The sequence below is a fragment of the Paenibacillus nitricinens genome, assembly GCF_052056485.1.
GTDB lineage: Bacteria > Bacillota > Bacilli > Paenibacillales > Paenibacillaceae > Paenibacillus_AQ > Paenibacillus_AQ nitricinens.
The window spans coordinates 2,849,541-2,868,137 of record NZ_CP183948.1; the positions used below are offsets into that span (position 1 = coordinate 2,849,541).

General features: G+C 43.2%; 20 protein-coding genes and 1 riboswitch. Of the genes, 13 read left to right on the forward strand and 7 right to left on the reverse strand.

The features are described from left to right. Positions 1 to 30: 30 nt before the first annotated feature. The 3 genes from ACN6KS_RS12475 to ACN6KS_RS12485 are packed head-to-tail and all read right to left on the reverse strand — an operon-like array spanning position 31 to position 2,715. Positions 31 to 1,065 carry an ABC transporter substrate-binding protein gene (locus tag ACN6KS_RS12475; RefSeq protein ID WP_440962112.1) on the reverse strand — a complete coding sequence of 345 codons (1,035 nt, stop codon included), beginning with the start codon at positions 1,063 to 1,065 and terminating at the stop codon, positions 31 to 33. Then, the gene (locus ACN6KS_RS12480; RefSeq protein WP_440962113.1) at positions 1,062 to 1,835 is read right to left on the reverse strand and encodes an ABC transporter permease; all 774 of its coding nucleotides are present in this window, start codon (positions 1,833 to 1,835) and stop codon (positions 1,062 to 1,064) included. The genes ACN6KS_RS12475 and ACN6KS_RS12480 overlap by 4 nt, the downstream gene beginning before the upstream one ends. After that, a complete protein-coding gene (locus tag ACN6KS_RS12485; RefSeq protein ID WP_440962114.1) occupies positions 1,816 to 2,715 on the reverse strand; it encodes an ABC transporter ATP-binding protein in 900 nt (299 codons plus the stop codon). Before ACN6KS_RS12485 ends, ACN6KS_RS12480 begins: the two co-directional genes overlap by 20 nt. A gap of 30 nt (positions 2,716 to 2,745) precedes the next feature. Next, a riboswitch (TPP riboswitch) is annotated at positions 2,746 to 2,849 on the reverse strand. Positions 2,850 to 3,059: 210 nt separating this feature from the next. Between ACN6KS_RS12485 and ACN6KS_RS12490 the strand changes: the two genes are divergently transcribed. Genes ACN6KS_RS12490 through ACN6KS_RS12500 form a run of 3 tightly spaced genes read left to right on the forward strand, consistent with a single transcriptional unit; the run spans position 3,060 to position 5,383 of the window. Continuing rightward, positions 3,060 to 3,896 (forward strand): amino acid ABC transporter substrate-binding protein, encoded by an 837-nt coding sequence (locus ACN6KS_RS12490; protein ID WP_094868604.1) that lies wholly within the window; start codon positions 3,060 to 3,062, stop codon positions 3,894 to 3,896. Between the two features lie 51 nt (positions 3,897 to 3,947). Then, the gene (locus ACN6KS_RS12495) at positions 3,948 to 4,616 is read left to right on the forward strand and encodes an amino acid ABC transporter permease (RefSeq protein WP_094868605.1); all 669 of its coding nucleotides are present in this window, start codon (positions 3,948 to 3,950) and stop codon (positions 4,614 to 4,616) included. 14 nt (positions 4,617 to 4,630) lie between these two features. Beyond that, positions 4,631 to 5,383 carry an amino acid ABC transporter ATP-binding protein gene (locus ACN6KS_RS12500; RefSeq protein WP_094868606.1) on the forward strand — a complete coding sequence of 251 codons (753 nt, stop codon included), beginning with the start codon at positions 4,631 to 4,633 and terminating at the stop codon, positions 5,381 to 5,383. Positions 5,384 to 5,476: 93 nt separating this feature from the next. On the opposite strand, the gene ACN6KS_RS12505 is transcribed toward ACN6KS_RS12500, so the two are convergent. Further along, positions 5,477 to 6,139, reverse strand: a complete 663-nt coding sequence (locus tag ACN6KS_RS12505; protein WP_094877134.1) for an S-layer homology domain-containing protein — start codon at positions 6,137 to 6,139, stop codon at positions 5,477 to 5,479. 322 nt (positions 6,140 to 6,461) lie between these two features. Here ACN6KS_RS12505 and ACN6KS_RS12510 point away from each other — a divergent pair, with 322 nt between their 5' ends. Beyond that, positions 6,462 to 6,935 (forward strand): Fur family transcriptional regulator, encoded by a 474-nt coding sequence (locus tag ACN6KS_RS12510; RefSeq protein ID WP_094868664.1) that lies wholly within the window; start codon positions 6,462 to 6,464, stop codon positions 6,933 to 6,935. Between the two features lie 368 nt (positions 6,936 to 7,303). On the opposite strand, the gene ACN6KS_RS12515 is transcribed toward ACN6KS_RS12510, so the two are convergent. After that, the gene (locus tag ACN6KS_RS12515) at positions 7,304 to 7,984 is read right to left on the reverse strand and encodes a TIGR00266 family protein (RefSeq protein ID WP_042187527.1); all 681 of its coding nucleotides are present in this window, start codon (positions 7,982 to 7,984) and stop codon (positions 7,304 to 7,306) included. Between the two features lie 145 nt (positions 7,985 to 8,129). Here ACN6KS_RS12515 and ACN6KS_RS12520 point away from each other — a divergent pair, with 145 nt between their 5' ends. Together ACN6KS_RS12520 and ACN6KS_RS12525 are read left to right on the forward strand one after the other, a co-directional pair. Next, positions 8,130 to 8,336: a hypothetical protein gene (locus ACN6KS_RS12520; RefSeq protein ID WP_094868608.1), complete on the forward strand. Its 207-nt coding sequence runs from the start codon at positions 8,130 to 8,132 to the stop codon at positions 8,334 to 8,336. A 61-nt stretch (positions 8,337 to 8,397) separates the two neighbouring features. Further along, positions 8,398 to 9,129 carry a class I SAM-dependent methyltransferase gene (locus ACN6KS_RS12525; protein ID WP_440962115.1) on the forward strand — a complete coding sequence of 244 codons (732 nt, stop codon included), beginning with the start codon at positions 8,398 to 8,400 and terminating at the stop codon, positions 9,127 to 9,129. Between the two features lie 109 nt (positions 9,130 to 9,238). Here ACN6KS_RS12525 and ACN6KS_RS12530 read toward each other — a convergent pair whose 3' ends face one another. Then, positions 9,239 to 10,057 carry an AraC family transcriptional regulator gene (locus ACN6KS_RS12530; RefSeq protein WP_094868610.1) on the reverse strand — a complete coding sequence of 273 codons (819 nt, stop codon included), beginning with the start codon at positions 10,055 to 10,057 and terminating at the stop codon, positions 9,239 to 9,241. Between the two features lie 320 nt (positions 10,058 to 10,377). Between ACN6KS_RS12530 and ACN6KS_RS12535 the strand changes: the two genes are divergently transcribed. The 5 genes from ACN6KS_RS12535 (at position 10,378) to ACN6KS_RS12555 (ending at position 14,690) form a co-directional block, all read left to right on the forward strand. Further along, positions 10,378 to 11,151, forward strand: a complete 774-nt coding sequence (locus ACN6KS_RS12535) for a sugar phosphate isomerase/epimerase family protein (protein ID WP_094868611.1) — start codon at positions 10,378 to 10,380, stop codon at positions 11,149 to 11,151. Continuing rightward, positions 11,144 to 12,241 (forward strand): Gfo/Idh/MocA family protein, encoded by a 1,098-nt coding sequence (locus ACN6KS_RS12540; RefSeq protein ID WP_094868612.1) that lies wholly within the window; start codon positions 11,144 to 11,146, stop codon positions 12,239 to 12,241. Before ACN6KS_RS12535 ends, ACN6KS_RS12540 begins: the two co-directional genes overlap by 8 nt. 22 nt (positions 12,242 to 12,263) lie before the next feature. Continuing rightward, complete coding sequence (locus ACN6KS_RS12545) at positions 12,264 to 13,340, forward strand: Gfo/Idh/MocA family protein (protein WP_094868613.1); 1,077 nt, start codon at positions 12,264 to 12,266, stop codon at positions 13,338 to 13,340. A 26-nt stretch (positions 13,341 to 13,366) separates the two neighbouring features. After that, positions 13,367 to 14,335: a sugar phosphate isomerase/epimerase family protein gene (locus tag ACN6KS_RS12550; protein ID WP_094868614.1), complete on the forward strand. Its 969-nt coding sequence runs from the start codon at positions 13,367 to 13,369 to the stop codon at positions 14,333 to 14,335. A 97-nt stretch (positions 14,336 to 14,432) separates the two neighbouring features. Next, positions 14,433 to 14,690: a DUF2164 domain-containing protein gene (locus ACN6KS_RS12555; protein WP_440962116.1), complete on the forward strand. Its 258-nt coding sequence runs from the start codon at positions 14,433 to 14,435 to the stop codon at positions 14,688 to 14,690. A gap of 23 nt (positions 14,691 to 14,713) precedes the next feature. Here the strand turns inward: ACN6KS_RS12555 and fabV are convergent, their stop codons facing one another. After that, entirely contained in the window at positions 14,714 to 15,904 is a 1,191-nt protein-coding gene (gene fabV, locus ACN6KS_RS12560; RefSeq protein WP_094868616.1) for an enoyl-ACP reductase FabV, read from the reverse strand. Positions 15,905 to 16,033: 129 nt separating this feature from the next. Here fabV and ACN6KS_RS12565 point away from each other — a divergent pair, with 129 nt between their 5' ends. Together ACN6KS_RS12565 and ACN6KS_RS12570 are read left to right on the forward strand one after the other, a co-directional pair. After that, the gene (locus ACN6KS_RS12565; RefSeq protein WP_440962117.1) at positions 16,034 to 16,996 is read left to right on the forward strand and encodes a phosphotransferase family protein; all 963 of its coding nucleotides are present in this window, start codon (positions 16,034 to 16,036) and stop codon (positions 16,994 to 16,996) included. 507 nt (positions 16,997 to 17,503) lie between these two features. Next, positions 17,504 to 18,571: an ABC transporter ATP-binding protein gene (locus ACN6KS_RS12570; RefSeq protein ID WP_339290742.1), complete on the forward strand. Its 1,068-nt coding sequence runs from the start codon at positions 17,504 to 17,506 to the stop codon at positions 18,569 to 18,571. Positions 18,572 to 18,597 lie beyond the last annotated feature (26 nt).

An 18,597-nucleotide genomic window follows, 5' to 3' on the forward strand; every position in this document is an offset into this window, starting at 1 on the left:
CCTCAAGTTTTATGGGCGAATAGCTAATGTTTAAAGATTAATAAAAGCATCCTCAGCTTTGATGTCAGTAGACAGTAAATCATTGTCTGATAGCCACTGTCGTACCTTCTCCCAAGACGCGGGTTCTTGATATCCAAAATCTTGGTCACCCGCATTCATTAGCGGTAGTAGAATAGCCAGACTCTTCTCTTCAATTTGCTTATCAAGTGGAGAGGTCTCATCTTCGTGTGAAAGCAGCAAATTCAACGCTTTTTCCGGATTCTCCTGCACAAATTGTTGTCCTTTAGTAATTGCATTTAGAAACTTTTTGAAATAGGACTCAGAATTTTGTATTCCTTGATCGCTGGCGACAAGTACTAGCTCGTAATAATCAGGGACTCCGTAATCCGTGGGGTTGAACGAGTTCACGGAATGCCCTTCTTTTTCCAAGATTAATTGTTCGTGGTTAATGAACCCTCCCATAATGGCATCCACTTGCCCCGTCGCAATCGCCGGAATAAGGTCAAAGCCTACGTCGATTAATTTGCTGGCCTTAGGGTCACCCCCATCGTTTTGGATCATCGTACGAATCATGGCTTCATAAAGAGGAATGGAAGAATACCCAATCTGTTTACCTGTGAGGTCTTTGGGACTATGAATGTCTCCAGTCTGAGGTACCATTAAATGATTAAGCGGATGTCTCACAATCGCAGCAATCGAACGTACTGGAATGTTCTCACTGCGTGCCATGAGCACCTGAGGCTGATAACTAAGCGCTAAATCGATTTGATTCGCTGCTACAAGTTTCAGTGCGTCATTGCTGTCTGCGGGCATTTGGATCTCTACGTCCAGACCTTCCTCTTGGAAATAACCATTCTGCTCAGCTGCATATAAAAAAGAGTGAACGGCATTGGGATACCAATCGAGCATAATCGTCAGCTTGTGCGTTTGTTTAATTTCGTTATTAGATGAATTAGCAGGAGTATTGCTTACATTGGATGCTTTTCCGCAGCTGGTGAAGATTAGGACTGAACATATGAGAAATACGGGAATAAGCCATTTTCTTTGGAAATTCAAATCATTCATTGCTTAGATCCTCTTTTCTTTAAAAATAATGGTTCGAGCAGAGCTATCATTAGAAACAACACTATACCAAGCGCGGACAACAGAAATACAGCGGCGAACATTTCGGCACTTTGCAAATTTCCGGCCATCCTTCGGCTAAAGTAACCGAGTCCTTTGCTGCCGCCGAGCCATTCGCCGATGGTCGCTCCAATCACGGAGTACACAATGGATAGCTTTAGTCCTGAGAAAAAGGAGGGCAGCGCCAGCGGGATTTGGGTTTTAACGAGCAGTTGCCAGCGGTTGGCGCCAAATGTTAACAATAAGTCTTTGTAGGCTTGACCACTTGTACGAAATCCGTCATATGTACTCACAACGACTGGAAAAAAAGCAGTTAGAAACACAACAGCCACTTTGCTCCATAGCGTATACCCGAACCACATAATAAAAATGGGGGATAGCGCGATTAACGGAATCGTCTGACTGATAATAAGGAACGGATAGATGGCCTTTTCAAGGGGACGAAACAAGTACATTCCGGTGCCCAGCAGTGCACCACAAATAACTGAGAGAACAAAGCCTACGCATATTTCCTGCAATGTCGCCAATAAATGCGGTCTGAGTAATTGCCTGTGTTCGATCAATGCGATGCCTATTGAAGAAGGTGCAGGTAGGATAAAGGCTGGAATCAAGTGAAGACGAACAACTGACTCCCAGATCACAAGAATGAACAACAGCAGTAGAATGAAGGGAACGTAATTGTTAACATATTTTTTAAAAGGTATGGGCTGCATACAGTCTCCGCTCCAACTCTTCCCGTAACGCTATAAACCGGGGTTCATAGTTCAACTTGTAATGTCTTGGCCTCGGTAAATCAACGACAATCTCCTGGATTTCGCTATGGATTCCTCCAGACAATAAATAAATCCGATCGCTTAGTAATAGCGCTTCCTCTAGATCATGGGTGATGAGCATCACTGTTTGACCCAGCTCATCCCAAAGCTCCAATAGCCAACGGTGTATCTCACGTTTGGTCATAGCATCGAGCGCTCCAAACGGCTCATCTAGCAGCATAAGACCGGTCCCGCCACCAGCTACAAGCGTTCGTAGAAATGCGACTCGCTGTTTCATGCCACCCGACAGCTCATGGGGATATGCCCTCTCTACATCGGCTAAACCGAAACGTGAAAGCATTTCTTGAATGCGAGAGATCGTCTGTTGTTTGCTAAACGTTGGTTTAATCTCCCAGGGCAAAAGACAGTTGTCGAGCACGGTTCTCCAAGGCAACAGCAAATCCTGCTGAGGCATGTAAGCGATCTGACCTAAGCGAGTAGAGGATGACGGGTTCGAATGAATTATTATTTGCCCGTGAGTGGGTTCGAGCAAGCCTGCTATAGTTTTGAAAAGCGTGCTTTTTCCGCATCCGCTAGCCCCAATGACCGAGACAAACTCTCCTCTGCTGATATCTAAGGATAGATCTGCAAATACAGGGGGGTGTTCAGATTCCGGAAAAGAGTAGGTTAAGCCTTGAATGGATAGGATTGTCGTGATGATTGAACCTCCTAAACGTTTTGTGATGGATAAACTTCTTGTATGCTTAAGTTTTGTGATTGATTGTAAACAAATAAAGACCCATTCATTTCCGAAGGGAAATAAATGGGTCAAAAAGTTCATTCTGCATAGGAACACTAAAATGCATGGGATGAAAATTCTGCTCCACTTCCCTCCGCTGGTATGATCCAGATCAGGTTCCAAGGGTCCGGAGCTTGAAGCTCCGTCTCAGTCGGCCGACTCCCCTAGTGAAATAACAGGTCCATATTTAATTTGTTTATAAATATACCATATCTTTCTGAGATGTAAAGAGAGGATCTTGTGAAGGATTATTCTAAGATTGGGTAATATAAGGGTAGAGATTTACCTAATATTACAATTCCGATGTATATAATCGACGGTATACAGCGGCCAGTGTAGTATACAATTTACCGGATGAATTCCGGGTAAAGAGAGGGGAATTAATTATGAAAAAACTAAGTTTAACTATTCTATTGGCGTTAACCGTGGTGTTTGTAGCGGCCTGCGGCAATAATTCGAATACCGGTACGTCTAAGAATTCTTCAGCTGGAACGAATGCTGGAAATACAGCCACTGCACAAAACAGTCTGGAAGCTGTTAAAGCTAGCGGCAAATTGCGTATAGGAACAGAAGGGACCTATGCACCCTTTACTTATCATGACGCTTCGGGCAAACTGACCGGCTTTGATGTAGAAATTGCTGAGGAAGTAGCGAAGCGTCTCGGTGTTGAACCAGAGTTTTTTGAGACACAGTGGGACGGTATTTTTGCTGGGATGGATGCCAAGCGGTTTGATGTTATTTTTAACGAAGTATCCATTAATGAAGATCGTAAAGTGAAATATGATTTCTCCGAACCGTATATCGTATCTAAAGCGGTATTGATAGTGAGTGAAAACAATGAGGATATCAAAACCTTTGCAGATCTTAAGGGGAAAAAAGCCGGACAATCTCTGACCAGTAACCTGTCTGATATCGCCCGTGAGAACGGGGCTGAAATTGTAGCTACAGATGGCTTCAATCAAGCGATGGACCTATTGACCTCAGGCCGAATTGATGCAACTGTAAATGATGGTTTGTCTTATCTAGACCTGAAAAAGCAAAAGCCTGATGTAAAAATTAAAGTAGTAGATGAGATTCCAGACGGTTCACAAAGCGCAGCTGTTTTCTTAAAAGGCAACGAAGAGTTGGTAAAAGCAGTTAGTGATGCAATTGTTGAAATGAAGAGCGATGGCACGTACTTAAAGATTTCTGAGAAATACTTTGGTGCTGACGTTTCAAAATAATTCAAGGGTTCAGAAGCTAACCAGCTTGGAGCCAAAAAAGGATGTCTAAAAATGGATGACCGCAAAATACAAATTTTCTTAGATTCACTGCTACCCCTGCTAAAAGCTGGGGTGGCTTTTACCATTCCATTGGCATTGATATCATTTGCACTGGGAATGATCTTAGCGATATTGACAGCACTGGCTCGTCTCTCCCCGTGGATACTTCCGAAGCTAATCGCCCGCTTTTATGTATGGGTCATTCGTGGAACCCCATTGTTAGTACAACTGTTTATTATTTTTTATGGTTTGCCGGCAGTGGGAATTGTGCTCGACCCTTTCATAGCCGCGACCATTGGATTTACGCTTAGTGTAGGGGCTTATTCATCGGAAATCATCCGTGCGGCTATTCTGTCGATACATAAAGGTCAGTGGGAAGCGGCTTTCTCCGTTGGGATGACTCGTACCCAGGCACTGCGCCGCATTATTCTGCCACAAGCTGCCCGTGTTTCTGTACCGCCGTTATCGAATTCCTTTATTAGCTTAGTCAAAGACACTTCATTGGCAGCAATCATTACCTATACGGAGATGTTTAGAACTGCGCAGCAGGTAGCTTCTACAACGTATGAGCCTCTGCTGGTGTATACGGAAGCCGGATTATTCTACTTATTGTTCTGCTCTGTGTTGTCAGCACTACAAAACTACTTGGAAAAACGACTGAGTCGTTACTCTGCGAGCTAAAGGGGGAGACAATTATGATTGAAATACTTAATTTGCATAAATCCTTCGGTGAGCTGCAGGTATTAAAGGGCATTGATCTGGAAATGGAGCATGGCAAGGTGCTGGTGATTATTGGCCCATCGGGTTCAGGCAAAACAACGCTTTTACGCTGCTTTAATCTGCTTGAAGTCCCTGATCAAGGAAGCTTATCGCTCAGTGATATTAAAATTAATTTCACGGATAACAAGAAAATCCCCCAGAAGTCTATTTTGGCGTTACGCCAAAAAACAGGGATGGTCTTTCAGTCCTATAATCTTTTTCCGCATATGACGGCACTAGGCAATGTAATGGAGGGGCAGGTGACGGTCCAGAAGCGATCCAAGGACGAAGCACGCGAACGTGCCCTTAAGTTATTAACTAAAGTTGGCTTGGCGGACAAAGCGGATGCTTATCCGCATCAACTGTCAGGTGGTCAGCAGCAACGGGTAGCTATCGCTCGTGCCATGGCAGTAGATCCAGAGGTGCTGTTGTTCGATGAGCCAACCTCTGCGCTTGATCCTGAGTTGGTGGGGGAAGTGCTTAAGGTTATAAAACAGTTAGCGGCAGAGGGGATGACCATGGTGATAGTGACCCATGAGATGAAATTTGCTGCTGATGTGGCTGACCGGATCATTCTAATGGATGGAGGCCATATTCTAGAGCAAGGGACTCCGCAAGAAGTTCTTGAGCATCCGCAGCATCCTCGTGCGCTGCAATTTCTGAACAGAATTAGTGGAGAAGAGATATAGAAGAAGATTAAGTCGTAAAAAAGAGCAGTTCAGGAACATTCCTGGACTGCTTTTTCGTGTGTTCAATCAGATCAGTTGAATGCCGCTTATCGGTTAGGATTTCAGACCGGTCTTCAGGAATTCCAAAGCATTATAGAGCATAATCGCAGCTTCGGCGCGAGTGATTTCACTTTTCGGATTAAACTTCCCATTGGCGTCTAAACTATTGATCTTGTATTTAAGCGAACGTTGAATGCTGCCTTGGTAAGAAGGATTCAGCGCAGCATCGTCAGCGATATCTACGGGCACTATATTAATCATCGGCAGATTCCCAATGCCTTCGACCCCTTGCACTAGATAATTGGTGAACTCTTCTTTGGTTATTGTTTTGGTTGGATCAATATCCTTAGGAAGCTCGACATGATTGTAATACGCATTAATAAAAGCTTCAGCGTACCAAGCTTTATCCTTGACTTTCGTGAACAAGCCACTAGCAACGGGAGCTTTATTGAAATCAATAGCCGCAAGACTAAGCTGGAGACCACCCGAAATGAACTGGATCCCTTGTGCTGTTGTAACTTTGGAGCTGGGCAAGAATTGGGATTCACTAACCCCTTTGATCAAGCCTTGATTTTTTAAAGAAATAATTTTTTCTTTGCCGTTTATATTGTCAATATCCTTAAAGGTGTTTCCGGCTGCAAATATTTGGCCACCCAAAGAGCAGGAGAGAATCGTAACGGTTGTAATCGCGGCTAATGTTCTTTTTTTCATATTCATGTTTATTTCACCTCGTTGTAAGGATAGGCCTCGTGGCCGCTATCAACTCCTTTAACGCAGAAAAATATGGAAAGGTTGCGGTCAAACCTACAATATTTCACGAAAAAGTAGATTTTGGTAGAAAAATAGGCAGGAAAAGGTGAAAGAAACTTTGGATAAGAGAGCTAAAATGTTATAATGATGTCAGGCTCTATTCATTCGTGACTAATTTTGATATGATTATATCGTAACGATTACTATTTACGTTTTATATTTTGATGCATAAATGGGTGCGTCTCAGTGGATACGGATGTTAAATCATTCCGGGAAGGTAGGAAATCAAATGGATCAAATTTCAAATATCAGTCAGCTTTTTGCGGCGCAAAAATATAAATTAACGCCCCAGCGTGAGGCCATAGTGAACATATTGCTCGACAATGAGAAAGATCATCTCAGCGTAGAAGAAGTATATATGCTTGTTAAGCTCAGCTATCCGCATTTAGGGCTGGCAACGGTATACCGTACACTTGAGCTCTTATGCGAGCTTCACATTGTAGAAAAGATGAACTTCGGAGATGGAGTCGCTCGTTACGATCTGCGGGGGAATGATCATTCTCACATGCATCATCATTTGATATGCAGCGTGTGTGGCAGGTTGGAGGAAATTAAGGATGACTGGCTAGTGGAGCTGGAGAAAAGAGTGGAACGTGAATACGGCTTTAACGTCACGGATCACCGCCTTGATTTCAAAGGCACTTATGACACATGTAAACGAACAGGCTGTAAAAAAGAAAAAGCAAACAAAGCGGTTTCTTAAGCCGCTTTCTAACTAAAAGGAGAAGCTGTCTCAGAAGTAGTGAATACTGCTTAGGGGGCAGCTTCTTTTTTGGAAAGTAATTAGGGAAAAACTCCGTCTAAAGTAGTGATAATTGGCCAATATGAATGGAAATGGGGAAATCCTCCCTATAAATCGGCGGAAAATCTATATTTCACAACAAATCAGTTGAATTATAGGGAGAGTTTCCCTAATTAGTATTCAAATGCGCAGAAATTTCTGAGTTATAGGGAGATATTCCTTAATTCGCACGCAAAGCAGCGCTTCTTAAAAACCGGAGAAGCGCTATGTTGCGTTTGAAACAGTTAAAAGAAAGAAATCCTGCTTTTTGGGAAAGCCTATGTCATTTTTTAGCTTCGAGTGGGTACGAAGGATTTAATCCACGTTCCGAAGCTCCCAGGGTTACGGCTCTGAACAAGGATTACACCTTCTCCGCGGAATCGGCAGACAAGCGCTTCACCACTGGTTAAACTGTTCAACCAACCCGAGGCTGCTTTTTCTACCTTATAGTCCATATAATCTGGCCAAGCGACGAGATGTCCATTGTCGATAATCATCTCTTCACCTGGTGCTAAATTAATGGCGTGGATCGCTCCGAAGGAGGACAGGAATACCGTTCCTCTGCCGCTGATTTCTACAATGAAGAAGCCTTCGCCAGAGAAAAGTCCGCGTGTTAAATTTTGCATTTTGGTATTTACTTGAATGCCTTCCGTTCCGGCTAAGAATCCGTCTTTTTGAACTAACAGCTTATAAGAACCATCTAATTCTATAGCTTGGATATCACCTAATGATCCTGGAGACAGTAGGACCTCACTTTGACCACGGATAGCTCTGAGTTCCTGGAAGAAGAATTTTTCACCGCTCAGCATTCTTCCCAGACCCCGCATCACGCCTCCATCAGCCGTTCCTTTTAACTCTACGTTAGGAGACATGGCAACCATTGCGCCCATCTCAGCTTTAACACTTTCGCCGGGGTCCAAATATACCTTCAACATTGCAAAAGCACCCTCGTACAAAACATCGTATTTCATCACTAATAACCTCCGAATCTATTTAGATAAGTTAGAAAACAAGCAGTGATCTCATTGTAACGGAATTCTGGCTGCGCTCATAGTCTGTATTATGTTAAACTATAGCTGTCTGTTAGTTCATCAATGAATAGGAGAGTGGTGCCACATGGCACGAACCAAGACTCAAAAAGCCTTGTTAAAGGCAGAGCGCTCAGGTATCTGGTGCGCAGCTCAAAGCCGAAGATCCAATAGGGATTATAGCGCCATTTCACAGCATGTAAGGTTAATGCCGAGCAAGCAGCAGCAACTGAATAAGAATAAATATAAGGAGCGGATCTTCCAAGATGATGCTCCTTTTTGTTTGGCCATTTGAAATGAATATATCACTAAGAATATACTGATTGAATACATAAAGGATAGGAGATGTGTAACTAATGAAACAAAATAAATACGACGATACGAATTTCTTCTCAGCCTATAAACAAATGCCTCGTTCCATTGGCGGGCTTAAAGCAGCTGGAGAATGGCATGTATTACAACCTCTGATCCCAGACTTACATAATAAAAGTGTTCTTGATTTAGGCTGCGGGTTTGGCTGGCATTGTTTATATGCACGCGAGCAGCAGGCAAGCTCAGTCGTTGGCGTAGATATCTCTGAAAAAATGCTTCAAGAAGCGCGTGGAAAAACAGACGATCCAGCTATTTCTTATATCCAGATGCCGATTGAGGATATTGAATTTGCGAGCGAACAATTTGATGTGGTCATTAGTTCATTGGCCATGCATTATGTAGCGTCCTTTGAAGCCATCTGTCGCAAGGTTCATGCTTACCTTAAGCCAGGCGGCAGTTTTATATTTTCAGTGGAGCATCCCATCTTTACTTCTCGAAATGAACAGGACTGGTATGTGGATGACCAAGGCAATCGTCTCCATTGGCCTGTAGATCATTATCAGTCTGAGGGATTGCGTGAAACGACATTCTTAACAGAAAATGTGATTAAATATCATCGCACAATCTCAACCTATTTCAATGACTTGATTGGAGCCGGGTTTGCTATCAAAGCAGTTAAAGAGCCTAAGCCTTCTGATGAGATGAGCAATGATCCGTGGATGAAGGACGAGGATCGCAGACCGATGTTCCTGATTATTTCAGCTCAAAAAGAATAATTATCTCATTAACATGCCTATGCTTTGAATATAGAAGCAAGGGCTATCCTAGTAGGAGTTTATCTACTTTAGGGATAGCCCTATTTTCATTGATTCGCCTTATCTCTTGTTATACTTGAGTTCTGCTGTGTACACGGTATTGTCTAGGGGACATGCCGAAACGACTTCGGAATACACGGTGAAAATAAGTATAGTTTGCGAAACCGCAGGTTTCTGCTACTTGCTCCAGCGGCATTGGACTGAAGGTGATTCGTTCTCTTGCCATCTCTAGCCGGACATCATTTACATATTTGATAATACTGGTCCCAAAGGCCTCCTTAAATAAATGAACGGCACGGGAGACGGAAATATCTACATTTGCGGCAACATCCTCCAACAGAAAAGGTAAGGTTGCATGCTCCTCAACATATTGCTTCATTCGGTAAGCTAGATAGCCTTTAGGCGTAATCGCTGGCTGATCTGTAATGAGTCTGTCGATTTCCATACACAGGATTTGCAAATAACAGGCAGATATCGCTGGTGAGAAATCGGAAAGACGTCTGTGCTCAAGAATCAGCTGACGAAATAAGCCGAGGAAATTCTCACTCAGTGGCACACTTAAGAGTGAGGGTCTCTGAGCACGTTCCCACCATTCAACAATCCAAGTGCCTTCACAAAAAATATGATAATCTCCGCTTTCAATCCGCGGCTTACCTACAGGATACTCTTCCTTATCAATAATTAAATAGTAAGGATCATTAGGAGCAAACAGCATGATATCGCCGCTCTCCACTGGTGTCATCACACCGTCGATCATTGCTCGGCTTCGGCCCTCTGTTTGCAGACGAATTAAATAGTTCTGATTTCCATGGCTATGTGACATATGGAAAGGTTTGCGGTGAAAGGAAAATCCAGCGGATAAAACGTGACAGGTAGTAGATTGATTCATATGTCCTCCTTGATGACTAGAAATGATAATCAGATTGTTCATGTTTTAATCATATTATTCATTTTATTATATACGCTTTCATATTACTATGTACCTAAGCAATAAAGAAAGAAATCGACCATCCACGCTATACGGAGTCGATATTAGCTATGCAAACAAGAATGGCAGTTGAAGGAAACTAATGGGAATCAGATTAGTCAATTCTACAACAGCATTATTGTTCAAGTGATTGCTGCTGTTGATCTCTTTGGGGACGAGCAGCAGAAAGAAGTTTAAATGAATTAGTAAGCTAACCCTAAACCCATTGGAGTGATTAGAAAATGCTGAAGATAGGTCTGCAATTGTACACGCTTAGAGAAGAACTGGAACAGGATTTTGAAGGGACACTGCGTAAGGTAGCAGCCCTTGGATATAAAGGCGTAGAGTTTTTCCACTATTTCGGCCGCACCGCAGCAGAAGTTAAACAATTGCTAAATGAGCTTGGACTGGTCGCGCTCGGCGCACATCGTCCATATGACGCATTGTTGAATGATACAGAAGCAGAAATCTCTTACAATCTTGAGATTGGAAATCCATATTTGATTGTTCCTTATTTGTCAGAAGAACAACGCAACTATGAAGAGGTTGCCGCGAATTTGAAGGTTATTGGAGAAAAGTGCAAAGCGGGCGGAGCAGTACTTCTGTATCACAATCATGATTTCGAGTTAACAGATAAATATGGTGATAGTGACCGTACTGCTTTTGATGGATTGTTTGAAGAGGTGCCGGCTGACCTGTTGCAAGTGGAAATGGATACTTGCTGGGTACATCATGCAGGCTATGATCCAGTTGAATATATCAATAAATACGCAGGTCGACTGCCGATCATCCATCTGAAGGATTTGAAGAAAAATGAAGACGGCTCTCCAGAAACTGTAGTACTAGGTGAAGGTGAAGTGAACCTTACTGCAATTTTAAATGCAGCTGTACAGGCGAATGTGGAGTGGGCGGTAGTAGAGCAGGATTTCTGCAGTCGTTCACCATTAGAAAGTGTAGAAGATAGTTTGAAATGGGTAAAAGCATACGCAAATCAAGGAGGAAAAGTTAATGTCTAATAAGTTGAAAATTGCTATTGTAGGTTGCGGTGGTATCGCAAATGGAAAACATATGCCAAGTTTGTCACGTCAGAAGGATGCTGAAATGGTAGCTTTCTGCGATATCGTTGAAGAACGTGCACAGAAAGCCGCTCAGACTTATGGCGCTGAAGGCGCTGCTGTTTATACAGATTACACTGAGCTTTTGAAAGCTGGCGGATTTGATATTGTTCATGTATGTACACCAAATGACAGTCACTCCGTGATTACTATCGCTGCATTGGAAGCAGGTAACCATGTAATGTGCGAGAAACCAATGGCTAAAACCACTGCCCAAGCACAAGAAATGTTGGATGCTGCGAAGCGTACGGGGATGAAGTTGTCTGTCGCTTACCAGAACCGTTATCGTTCGGATAGTGAATACCTTAAAGCACTCTGCGAAAACGGCGAACTAGGTGAAATCTATTATGCAAAAGCAATTGCCCTTCGTCGTCGTGCGGTTCCTACTTGGGGGGTGTTCCTGGATGAAGAAAAGCAAGGCGGCGGCCCACTGATCGATATCGGTACGCATGCACTTGATCTTACTTTATGGATGATGGATAATTATAAACCACGCAGTGTTATGGGCTCGTCTTTCCATAAACTGAGTAACCGAAAGAACGCTGGAAATGCCTTTGGTCCTTGGGATCCTGAGCAATTTAAGGTAGAAGATTCAGCTTTTGGATTTATTACCATGGAAAATGGTGCTACAATTGTACTTGAATCTAGCTGGGCACTAAATGTATCTGAGTATCGAGAAGCTCAGACGCTTCTTGCAGGTACAGAAGGTGGTGCAGATATGAAGGATGGTCTGCGCCTAAACGGTGACCGTGGTGGACGTCTGTATGAGACCAAAGTAGACTTGTCTGCTGGTGGAGTAGCGTTCTTTGATGGAGGACAGGAAAATGAATCTGATCGTGAAGCTCGCTTGTGGCTTGAGGCGGTTAGAGAAGACAAGGAACCTGTAGTTAAACCTGAGCAGGCCCTCGTTGTTACTCAAATCTTGGAAGCTATTTATGAATCTTCACGTACAGGTCGCGCTGTGTATTTTGACGGCACATCAGATAATTAATAGGGAAGTAGGAGTGGAAGTCATGAGCTCAAAGATACATTCCGTAGTCATCGTTGGCTTTGGTGGAATGGGAAGTTATCACGCGAAATTAATTAAGGAGACTAACTCCCTTGAAGTGGTAGGGACATACGACTTGCTTGAAGCACGTCGTGCGGACTCCATCAATGCTGGTTACAAGGTATATGAAAGTTATGAAGAAGTATTAGCAGATCCTGCAGTTGAGATTGTTCTTATTGCGACACCAAACGATGTACACAAAGTAATCGCTGTACGTGCGCTACAAGCTGGCAAACATGTTATTTGTGAGAAGCCGGTCGCTATGTCGAAGGTAGAGCTTCAAGAAATGCTGGCCGCAGCAGATGCAGCAGGACGTGTGTTCATGGTACATCAGAACAGACGGTGGGATGAGGATTTCTTAACGATCAAAAAAATGTATGATCAAGAGACCATTGGTTCATTGTTCCAGCTTGAATCTCGCGTACACGGAGCGAATGGTATTCCAGGAGACTGGCGCCATGTCAAGGCACAAGGTGGAGGAATGCTGCTGGATTGGGGCGTTCATTTATTAGATCAGCTCTTATTTATGATCGATAGCAAAGTCATCAGTGTGAGCAGCAGTCTGAGCTTTATTCTAGGCAATGATGTAGATGATGGCTTTGAAGCCATCCTGCAATTTGAGAATGGAATAAAAGCTATCGTTGAGGTTGGGACAACTAACTTTATTACGCTGCCTAGATGGTATGTGAAGGGTATTGAAGGAACGGGTATTATCGAAGATTGGTCTTTAACTGGACGTTTAGTAACCAGAAACAATGAAGGCGAAAAGATCGAGCCTAAGCCTATCCGTGCAGGTGTCGGATTAACTAAAACGATGGCGCCTCCTTCGGAAGGGGCTACGATTACAGAAGCTTTACCTCAACCTGCGGAGCTAGGTTCTAGCTTCTATGACAATTTCGCAGCCGTAATTGAGGGGACAGCTGAACCCATTGTTAAGAATGCTGAAGTCATGCGTGTTCAGAATTTGATTGAGGCTATTTTTGAATCTGCTGAGAAGAATCAAGTGCTCAAAGACTTCGATATGTATGGTGAAGGTAAGTAAACTATTTGCAAAAGAGGTGACTTACAATGAAACTTGGAGTATTTATGGTCTTGTTTGGGGGTCGCAAGCTGGAGGATGCTCTTGATTATGTAGCGTCCAAAGGTCTAAAGGCGGTAGAGATTGGTACAGGAGGCAATCCTGGTAACAGTCATTGTGATCCTAAGATGCTTCTCGAGAATGAGGCAGCATTGAGAGAATTCAAACATGCTGTGGAATCCCGTGGATTAACGATCAGTGCACTGAGCTGTCACGGAAATCCCCTACACCCACAAAAAGAGCTTGCCCAGAAGGATCATGAGGATTTTGTGAACTCGGTCAAATTGGCGCAGAAGCTAGGTGTTCCAGTCGTTAATACGTTTTCTGGTTGTCCAGGTGATCATGAGGGTGCCAAGTATCCGAACTGGCCGGTAGCTCCATGGCCAAATGATTATCAAGAAATTCTGGATTGGCAATGGGAGAATAAAGTGATCCCTTACTGGACTGAATGGGGAGCCTTTGCCGCAGAGCATGATGTGAAGGTTGGTCTTGAGCTCCACGGCGGATTCTCTGTTCACACACCGGGTACTTTACTGCGTTTGAGAGAAGCTGCGGGTGAGGTAATCGGAGCAAACCTTGATCCGAGCCATATGTGGTGGCAAGGAATTGATCCGGTGCAGGCGATTCATATATTGGGACGCCAAGGCGCAATCCATCATTTCCACGCCAAAGATACAGTTATTGATCCAGTCAATGTTAATATGCATGGCTTAACAGATATGCAATCCTATACCAAAATGCTTGACCGTGCATGGCAGTTCCGTTCGGTTGGTTTTGGACATGATCTTAAGACTTGGGCTGATATTATGAGCGCTCTTCGTTTGGTAGGATACGATTATGTGGTCAGTATTGAGCATGAAGATGGATTGATGTCTGTGGAAGAAGGCTTCTCCAAAGCGGTAAGTAATCTTCAACAAGTATTAATTGAGGAGCCACTAGCAGAAATGTGGTGGGTTTAGATTAAGGGCATAGAATATAAAAAATGACGTGCGTAAGCACGTCATTTTTCCTGTATTAATAATCCGAAATTTAACCCATACAAATTGGAGGACGATCATGCAGCCGATAAAAATACAGAGAGAACACAAACTACAAGTTACATCCAGTATTCAGGATTATTTTGAAGCGGAGCTATCTAGCGAAATTGGCCAATTAGCAAGTGAGAATCTTCTTGATTTTATGCTCAAAGAACTCTCACCTCATATTTATAATCAGGCACTGGCAGATGCCCGTAAAGTGATTGAGCAAAAGATGATTTCCATTGAAGAAGAATTGTATGCACTTGAGCAACCACTGACCTCTGCTAGAAGATAGTCACCAACATAATGTATTGTTGTTTACCGCTGATTGATAAGCGCTACGTCTGGATCAGTCTCAGCTTCATAATCTACACCCTCGGTCTCAAATCCAAATAACTGGAAGAACTCTTGTTTGTAGCTTTCTAGATCTGTCAATTCGTAGATATTGTTTGTCGTGAGTTCTTCCCAGATTTGAGCCACTTGATTCTGTACATCCGGGGACATCTCCCAGTCATCGATTCGGATACGCCCTTCTTCATCCACAGGAGTCCCTTCCATCGCATAAAGACGTTCTGCAAACAACCGATAGGTTTGTTCAATACAACCTTCATGAAGTTCTTTCTCTTTCATGACTTTGTATAGCGCAGAAGTGTATAGGGGGACGACAGGAATTGCTGAGCTAGACTGTGTGACCAGTCCTTTCGTAACTGCTACATAGGCCCGACCGTTTATACTTGATAGTTGAGTGTTAAGAGTGTGTGCTGTTAATTCTAGATGATCTTTTGCACGTCCAATCGTTCCCTTCCGATATACAGACTGGGTGATCTCCGGCCCGATATATGAGAATGCGATGGTGGTAGCATGATCGGCCAAAGCTCCGGCTTGATGAAGTGCTTCCATCCAAAGCTGCCAATCGTCACCACCCATCACTCGAATAGTATCATTGATTTCTTTGTCTGTAGCGGGCTCAATAGAAATTTGACTGACTTCACCCGTATGAAAGTTTACGGTTTTATTCGTGTAGGTATCGCCTATAGGTTTAATTACGGAGTTATAAACTTCACCCGTCACAGGATCTGTTCGACGGGCAGAAGCAACGCTGTAGATGACTAGATCAACTTGTCCCAATTCACTGCGAATCAGCTGTATGGTTCTATCCTTAGTTTCTTTGGAGAAGGCATCACCGGTTACGCTGTAGGATTGAAGTCCAGCTTTCTCTGCAAGTTCCTCAAAGGCTGCTGAATTGTACCATCCAGCAGAGGCTGTACGGGCTCCGTTGCTGCTGCTCTGGCGGTAGACGCCTACTGTACTGGCTCCAGCCCCAAAGGCGGCTGTAATCCGTGAGGCGAGGCCATATCCTGTTGAGGCGCCAATGACAAGCACCTTGCGTGGTCCTTTGATTTCGGGTTGTGTCTGGATATATTCGATTTGCCGCTCTACTTGACGAGCGCAACCTTGCGGATGTGCGGTAGTACAAATAAAGCCGCGTGTTCTAGGTTTAATAATCATGTTAATCGTTTCCTCTCTTTCATGAAAAGCGGGCTAATGAGACTCGTTTGTTCTAATTTTAACAATTTTCAATCAAATGGAGAAGGGTTGTTTATTTTTTGATACTTATTTCATTATGGTGGTGAGATCTTGGAGAGCTTTACTAAAACAAAATTAACGACAGAGCAACAGAGTGATTTGGTAGGTGCTACTTTTGGAAGTCATGTGAGCATTCAGCGAAGTACTGAACTGACAGGTGGCTACTTTAACGCAGCATATGACCTTTTATTATCAGATGGAAGAGACATGATTCTTAAGATAGCACCGTCAGCTGAAGCAGACACCCTTAGTTACGAGCATGATATTATGTCTGTAGAGGTTGCGGCGATGCGACTGATGAAGTCAAATGGGACAGTACCTGTGCCAGAGGTATACGCTTATGATAACAGTAAAGAAATGATTTCAAGCGAGTTTTTTTTCATGGAGAAAATAGTTGGCCAGCCTTATAATGAAATTAAGGAAGAGCTAAGTTCGCAGCAGAGAATGAGTATTGAGGAAGAGTTAGGTCGTTATTCCCGTTTAATTAATGAAATTCCTGGTGAGCGTTTCGGATTATTTAGTGCGTCCACACCCGTAAAAGGAACTTCATGGCGGGAAACTTTTAAGCATTTGATAATGAACCTGCTTGAAGATGCACATCGTTTAAAGGTAGAAATGCCCATTCCGTTAGAATCTGTTGAGGCAGAGATCAAAATTCGCTTACATGTTATGGATGCAGTCGTTAAGCCTCGTCTAATACATTGGGATTTATGGGATGGCAATGTGTTTGTGCGAGAGGGGCGCATTGTTGCATTGATTGATTGGGAACGGGCACTTTGGGGCGATCCCCTTATGGAATATTATTTTCGCTATATTGAGAATTCAGAGCATTTCTGCAGAGGTTACGGAGATAGCTTCGACAGTCCAAATGAATGTGCCCGTAAAAAACTCTACGACTTATATATCGACTTAATTTACTTCATCGAGTGTTATTCGCGTAAGTACGATAGCCAGGGCCACCTGAAGTGGGCGCATGATAATCTGCTTGAGGGCTGGAAGCGGTTCATGAATTAACATATTTTTGACACAACTACAATATGAAAGATAGGGAGGCTGAGCAACAGTAGGGGAGAATTCTTATATTTGAACGGCTGAGTGTACATATGGATACTGTAAGTTTGCTATAGCCGCTATCGATACTACGTTTGTTTCATGATCATTTATGCATAATAAGCATTACTTACTGATCACATAACCATGTAACTTTTGCTTTGGTTGTATTATTCGTGTATATTTTGATAGTGGGCTTTAGAATCATGGCAGTATTCCTTCCATACCATTTATTATATTTAGCAGTACCTAGTAGTTCTTCCTTATTCTCTGATTTGCGTATTTTAAAGTGGAACTATCACACCTATTGAGCACGCAATAATTAGATCTAGTACTAAAGTGTGAGGTTCGCCGTATTTTTTTCAGAAAAATCTTGACTAGAACCCTTAAAACTAGATAAAATAATACTTATTGCTTACAACATGCTGAGAATCATTATCATAATTGACGAGGAAATGAGAGGGTGACAAGATGGAGCGCCTTTTAGAGGTAAAAGACTTAGCGATATCATTCAAAACACATGGCGGAGAGGTACAAGCGATCCGTGGTGTTAGCTTCCATGTAGATAAAGGTGAAACTCTAGCGATTGTTGGGGAGTCAGGTTCCGGTAAAAGTGTAACCTCACAAGCGGTTATGAAGCTAGTTCCTACACCACCAGGAGAATATAAACGCGGACAGATTCTGTTCGATGGACAAGATTTGATTGGCAAGACAGAGAAGCAGATGCAGAAAATCCGCGGTAAAGAGATCGGTATGATCTTCCAAGATCCGATGACCTCTCTGAACCCAATGATGAAGGTCGGCAGACAAATTACTGAAGTGCTGCTTAAACATGAGAACATCTCCAAGGCTGATGCGAATAAACGTGGGGTTGAGCTTCTCAATCTTGTAGGTATTCCTTCACCAGAACGTCGCTTCAATCAATATCCACATGAATTCAGTGGTGGTATGCGTCAACGTGTTGTTATTGCAATGGCACTTGCTGCGAACCCTAAACTTCTGATTGCGGATGAGCCGACTACTGCGCTCGACGTAACCATCCAAGCACAAATCCTTGATTTGATGAAGGAATTGCAGAAGAAGATTGATACGGCTATTATTTTTATCACCCATGATCTCGGGGTTGTAGCAAGAATGGCAGATCGTGTAGCTGTAATGTATGCCGGACAAATTGTTGAAATGGGAACAGCGGAAGAGATCTTCTACGATCCAAGACACCCATATACTTGGGGCTTGTTAGCTTCCATGCCAAGTCTAGAGAGCAAAGGTTCTTTGCTAACAGCAATTCCTGGTACGCCTCCAGATTTGATCAAACCGCCTAAGGGCGATGCTTTTGCACTACGTAGCACTTACGCTATGCAAATCGATATGGAGAAAGAGCCTCCAATGTATAAGGTTTCGGATACCCATATGGTGAAGTCTTGGCTAATGCATCCGATGGCTCCTAAGGTGGAACCGCCGGCAGTTGTTAAGAATAGACAACGTGTGCTTAAGAACGCTTATCCAGAGCCGGTTTTGGTACAAGAAGGCGCTAATTAAACAGATTATTCTTCGAAAAATATAAA

What these genes read in the sequence shown, in the direction of transcription:
- ACN6KS_RS12475 (WP_440962112.1), bottom strand. Translation starts at nt 1,065, where the DNA reads ATGAATGATTTGAATTTCCAAAGAAAATGGCTTATTCCCGTATTTCTC.
- ACN6KS_RS12480 (WP_440962113.1), bottom strand. Translation starts at nt 1,835, where the DNA reads ATGCAGCCCATACCTTTTAAAAAATATGTTAACAATTACGTTCCCTTC.
- ACN6KS_RS12485 (WP_440962114.1), bottom strand. Translation starts at nt 2,715, where the DNA reads ATGAACTTTTTGACCCATTTATTTCCCTTCGGAAATGAATGGGTCTTT.
- ACN6KS_RS12490 (WP_094868604.1), top strand. Translation starts at nt 3,060, where the DNA reads ATGAAAAAACTAAGTTTAACTATTCTATTGGCGTTAACCGTGGTGTTT.
- ACN6KS_RS12495 (WP_094868605.1), top strand. Translation starts at nt 3,948, where the DNA reads ATGGATGACCGCAAAATACAAATTTTCTTAGATTCACTGCTACCCCTG.
- ACN6KS_RS12500 (WP_094868606.1), top strand. Translation starts at nt 4,631, where the DNA reads ATGATTGAAATACTTAATTTGCATAAATCCTTCGGTGAGCTGCAGGTA.
- ACN6KS_RS12505 (WP_094877134.1), bottom strand. Translation starts at nt 6,139, where the DNA reads ATGAATATGAAAAAAAGAACATTAGCCGCGATTACAACCGTTACGATT.
- ACN6KS_RS12510 (WP_094868664.1), top strand. Translation starts at nt 6,462, where the DNA reads ATGGATCAAATTTCAAATATCAGTCAGCTTTTTGCGGCGCAAAAATAT.
- ACN6KS_RS12515 (WP_042187527.1), bottom strand. Translation starts at nt 7,984, where the DNA reads ATGAAATACGATGTTTTGTACGAGGGTGCTTTTGCAATGTTGAAGGTA.
- ACN6KS_RS12520 (WP_094868608.1), top strand. Translation starts at nt 8,130, where the DNA reads ATGGCACGAACCAAGACTCAAAAAGCCTTGTTAAAGGCAGAGCGCTCA.
- ACN6KS_RS12525 (WP_440962115.1), top strand. Translation starts at nt 8,398, where the DNA reads ATGAAACAAAATAAATACGACGATACGAATTTCTTCTCAGCCTATAAA.
- ACN6KS_RS12530 (WP_094868610.1), bottom strand. Translation starts at nt 10,057, where the DNA reads ATGAATCAATCTACTACCTGTCACGTTTTATCCGCTGGATTTTCCTTT.
- ACN6KS_RS12535 (WP_094868611.1), top strand. Translation starts at nt 10,378, where the DNA reads ATGCTGAAGATAGGTCTGCAATTGTACACGCTTAGAGAAGAACTGGAA.
- ACN6KS_RS12540 (WP_094868612.1), top strand. Translation starts at nt 11,144, where the DNA reads ATGTCTAATAAGTTGAAAATTGCTATTGTAGGTTGCGGTGGTATCGCA.
- ACN6KS_RS12545 (WP_094868613.1), top strand. Translation starts at nt 12,264, where the DNA reads ATGAGCTCAAAGATACATTCCGTAGTCATCGTTGGCTTTGGTGGAATG.
- ACN6KS_RS12550 (WP_094868614.1), top strand. Translation starts at nt 13,367, where the DNA reads ATGAAACTTGGAGTATTTATGGTCTTGTTTGGGGGTCGCAAGCTGGAG.
- ACN6KS_RS12555 (WP_440962116.1), top strand. Translation starts at nt 14,433, where the DNA reads ATGCAGCCGATAAAAATACAGAGAGAACACAAACTACAAGTTACATCC.
- fabV (WP_094868616.1), bottom strand. Translation starts at nt 15,904, where the DNA reads ATGATTATTAAACCTAGAACACGCGGCTTTATTTGTACTACCGCACAT.
- ACN6KS_RS12570 (WP_339290742.1), top strand. Translation starts at nt 17,504, where the DNA reads ATGGAGCGCCTTTTAGAGGTAAAAGACTTAGCGATATCATTCAAAACA.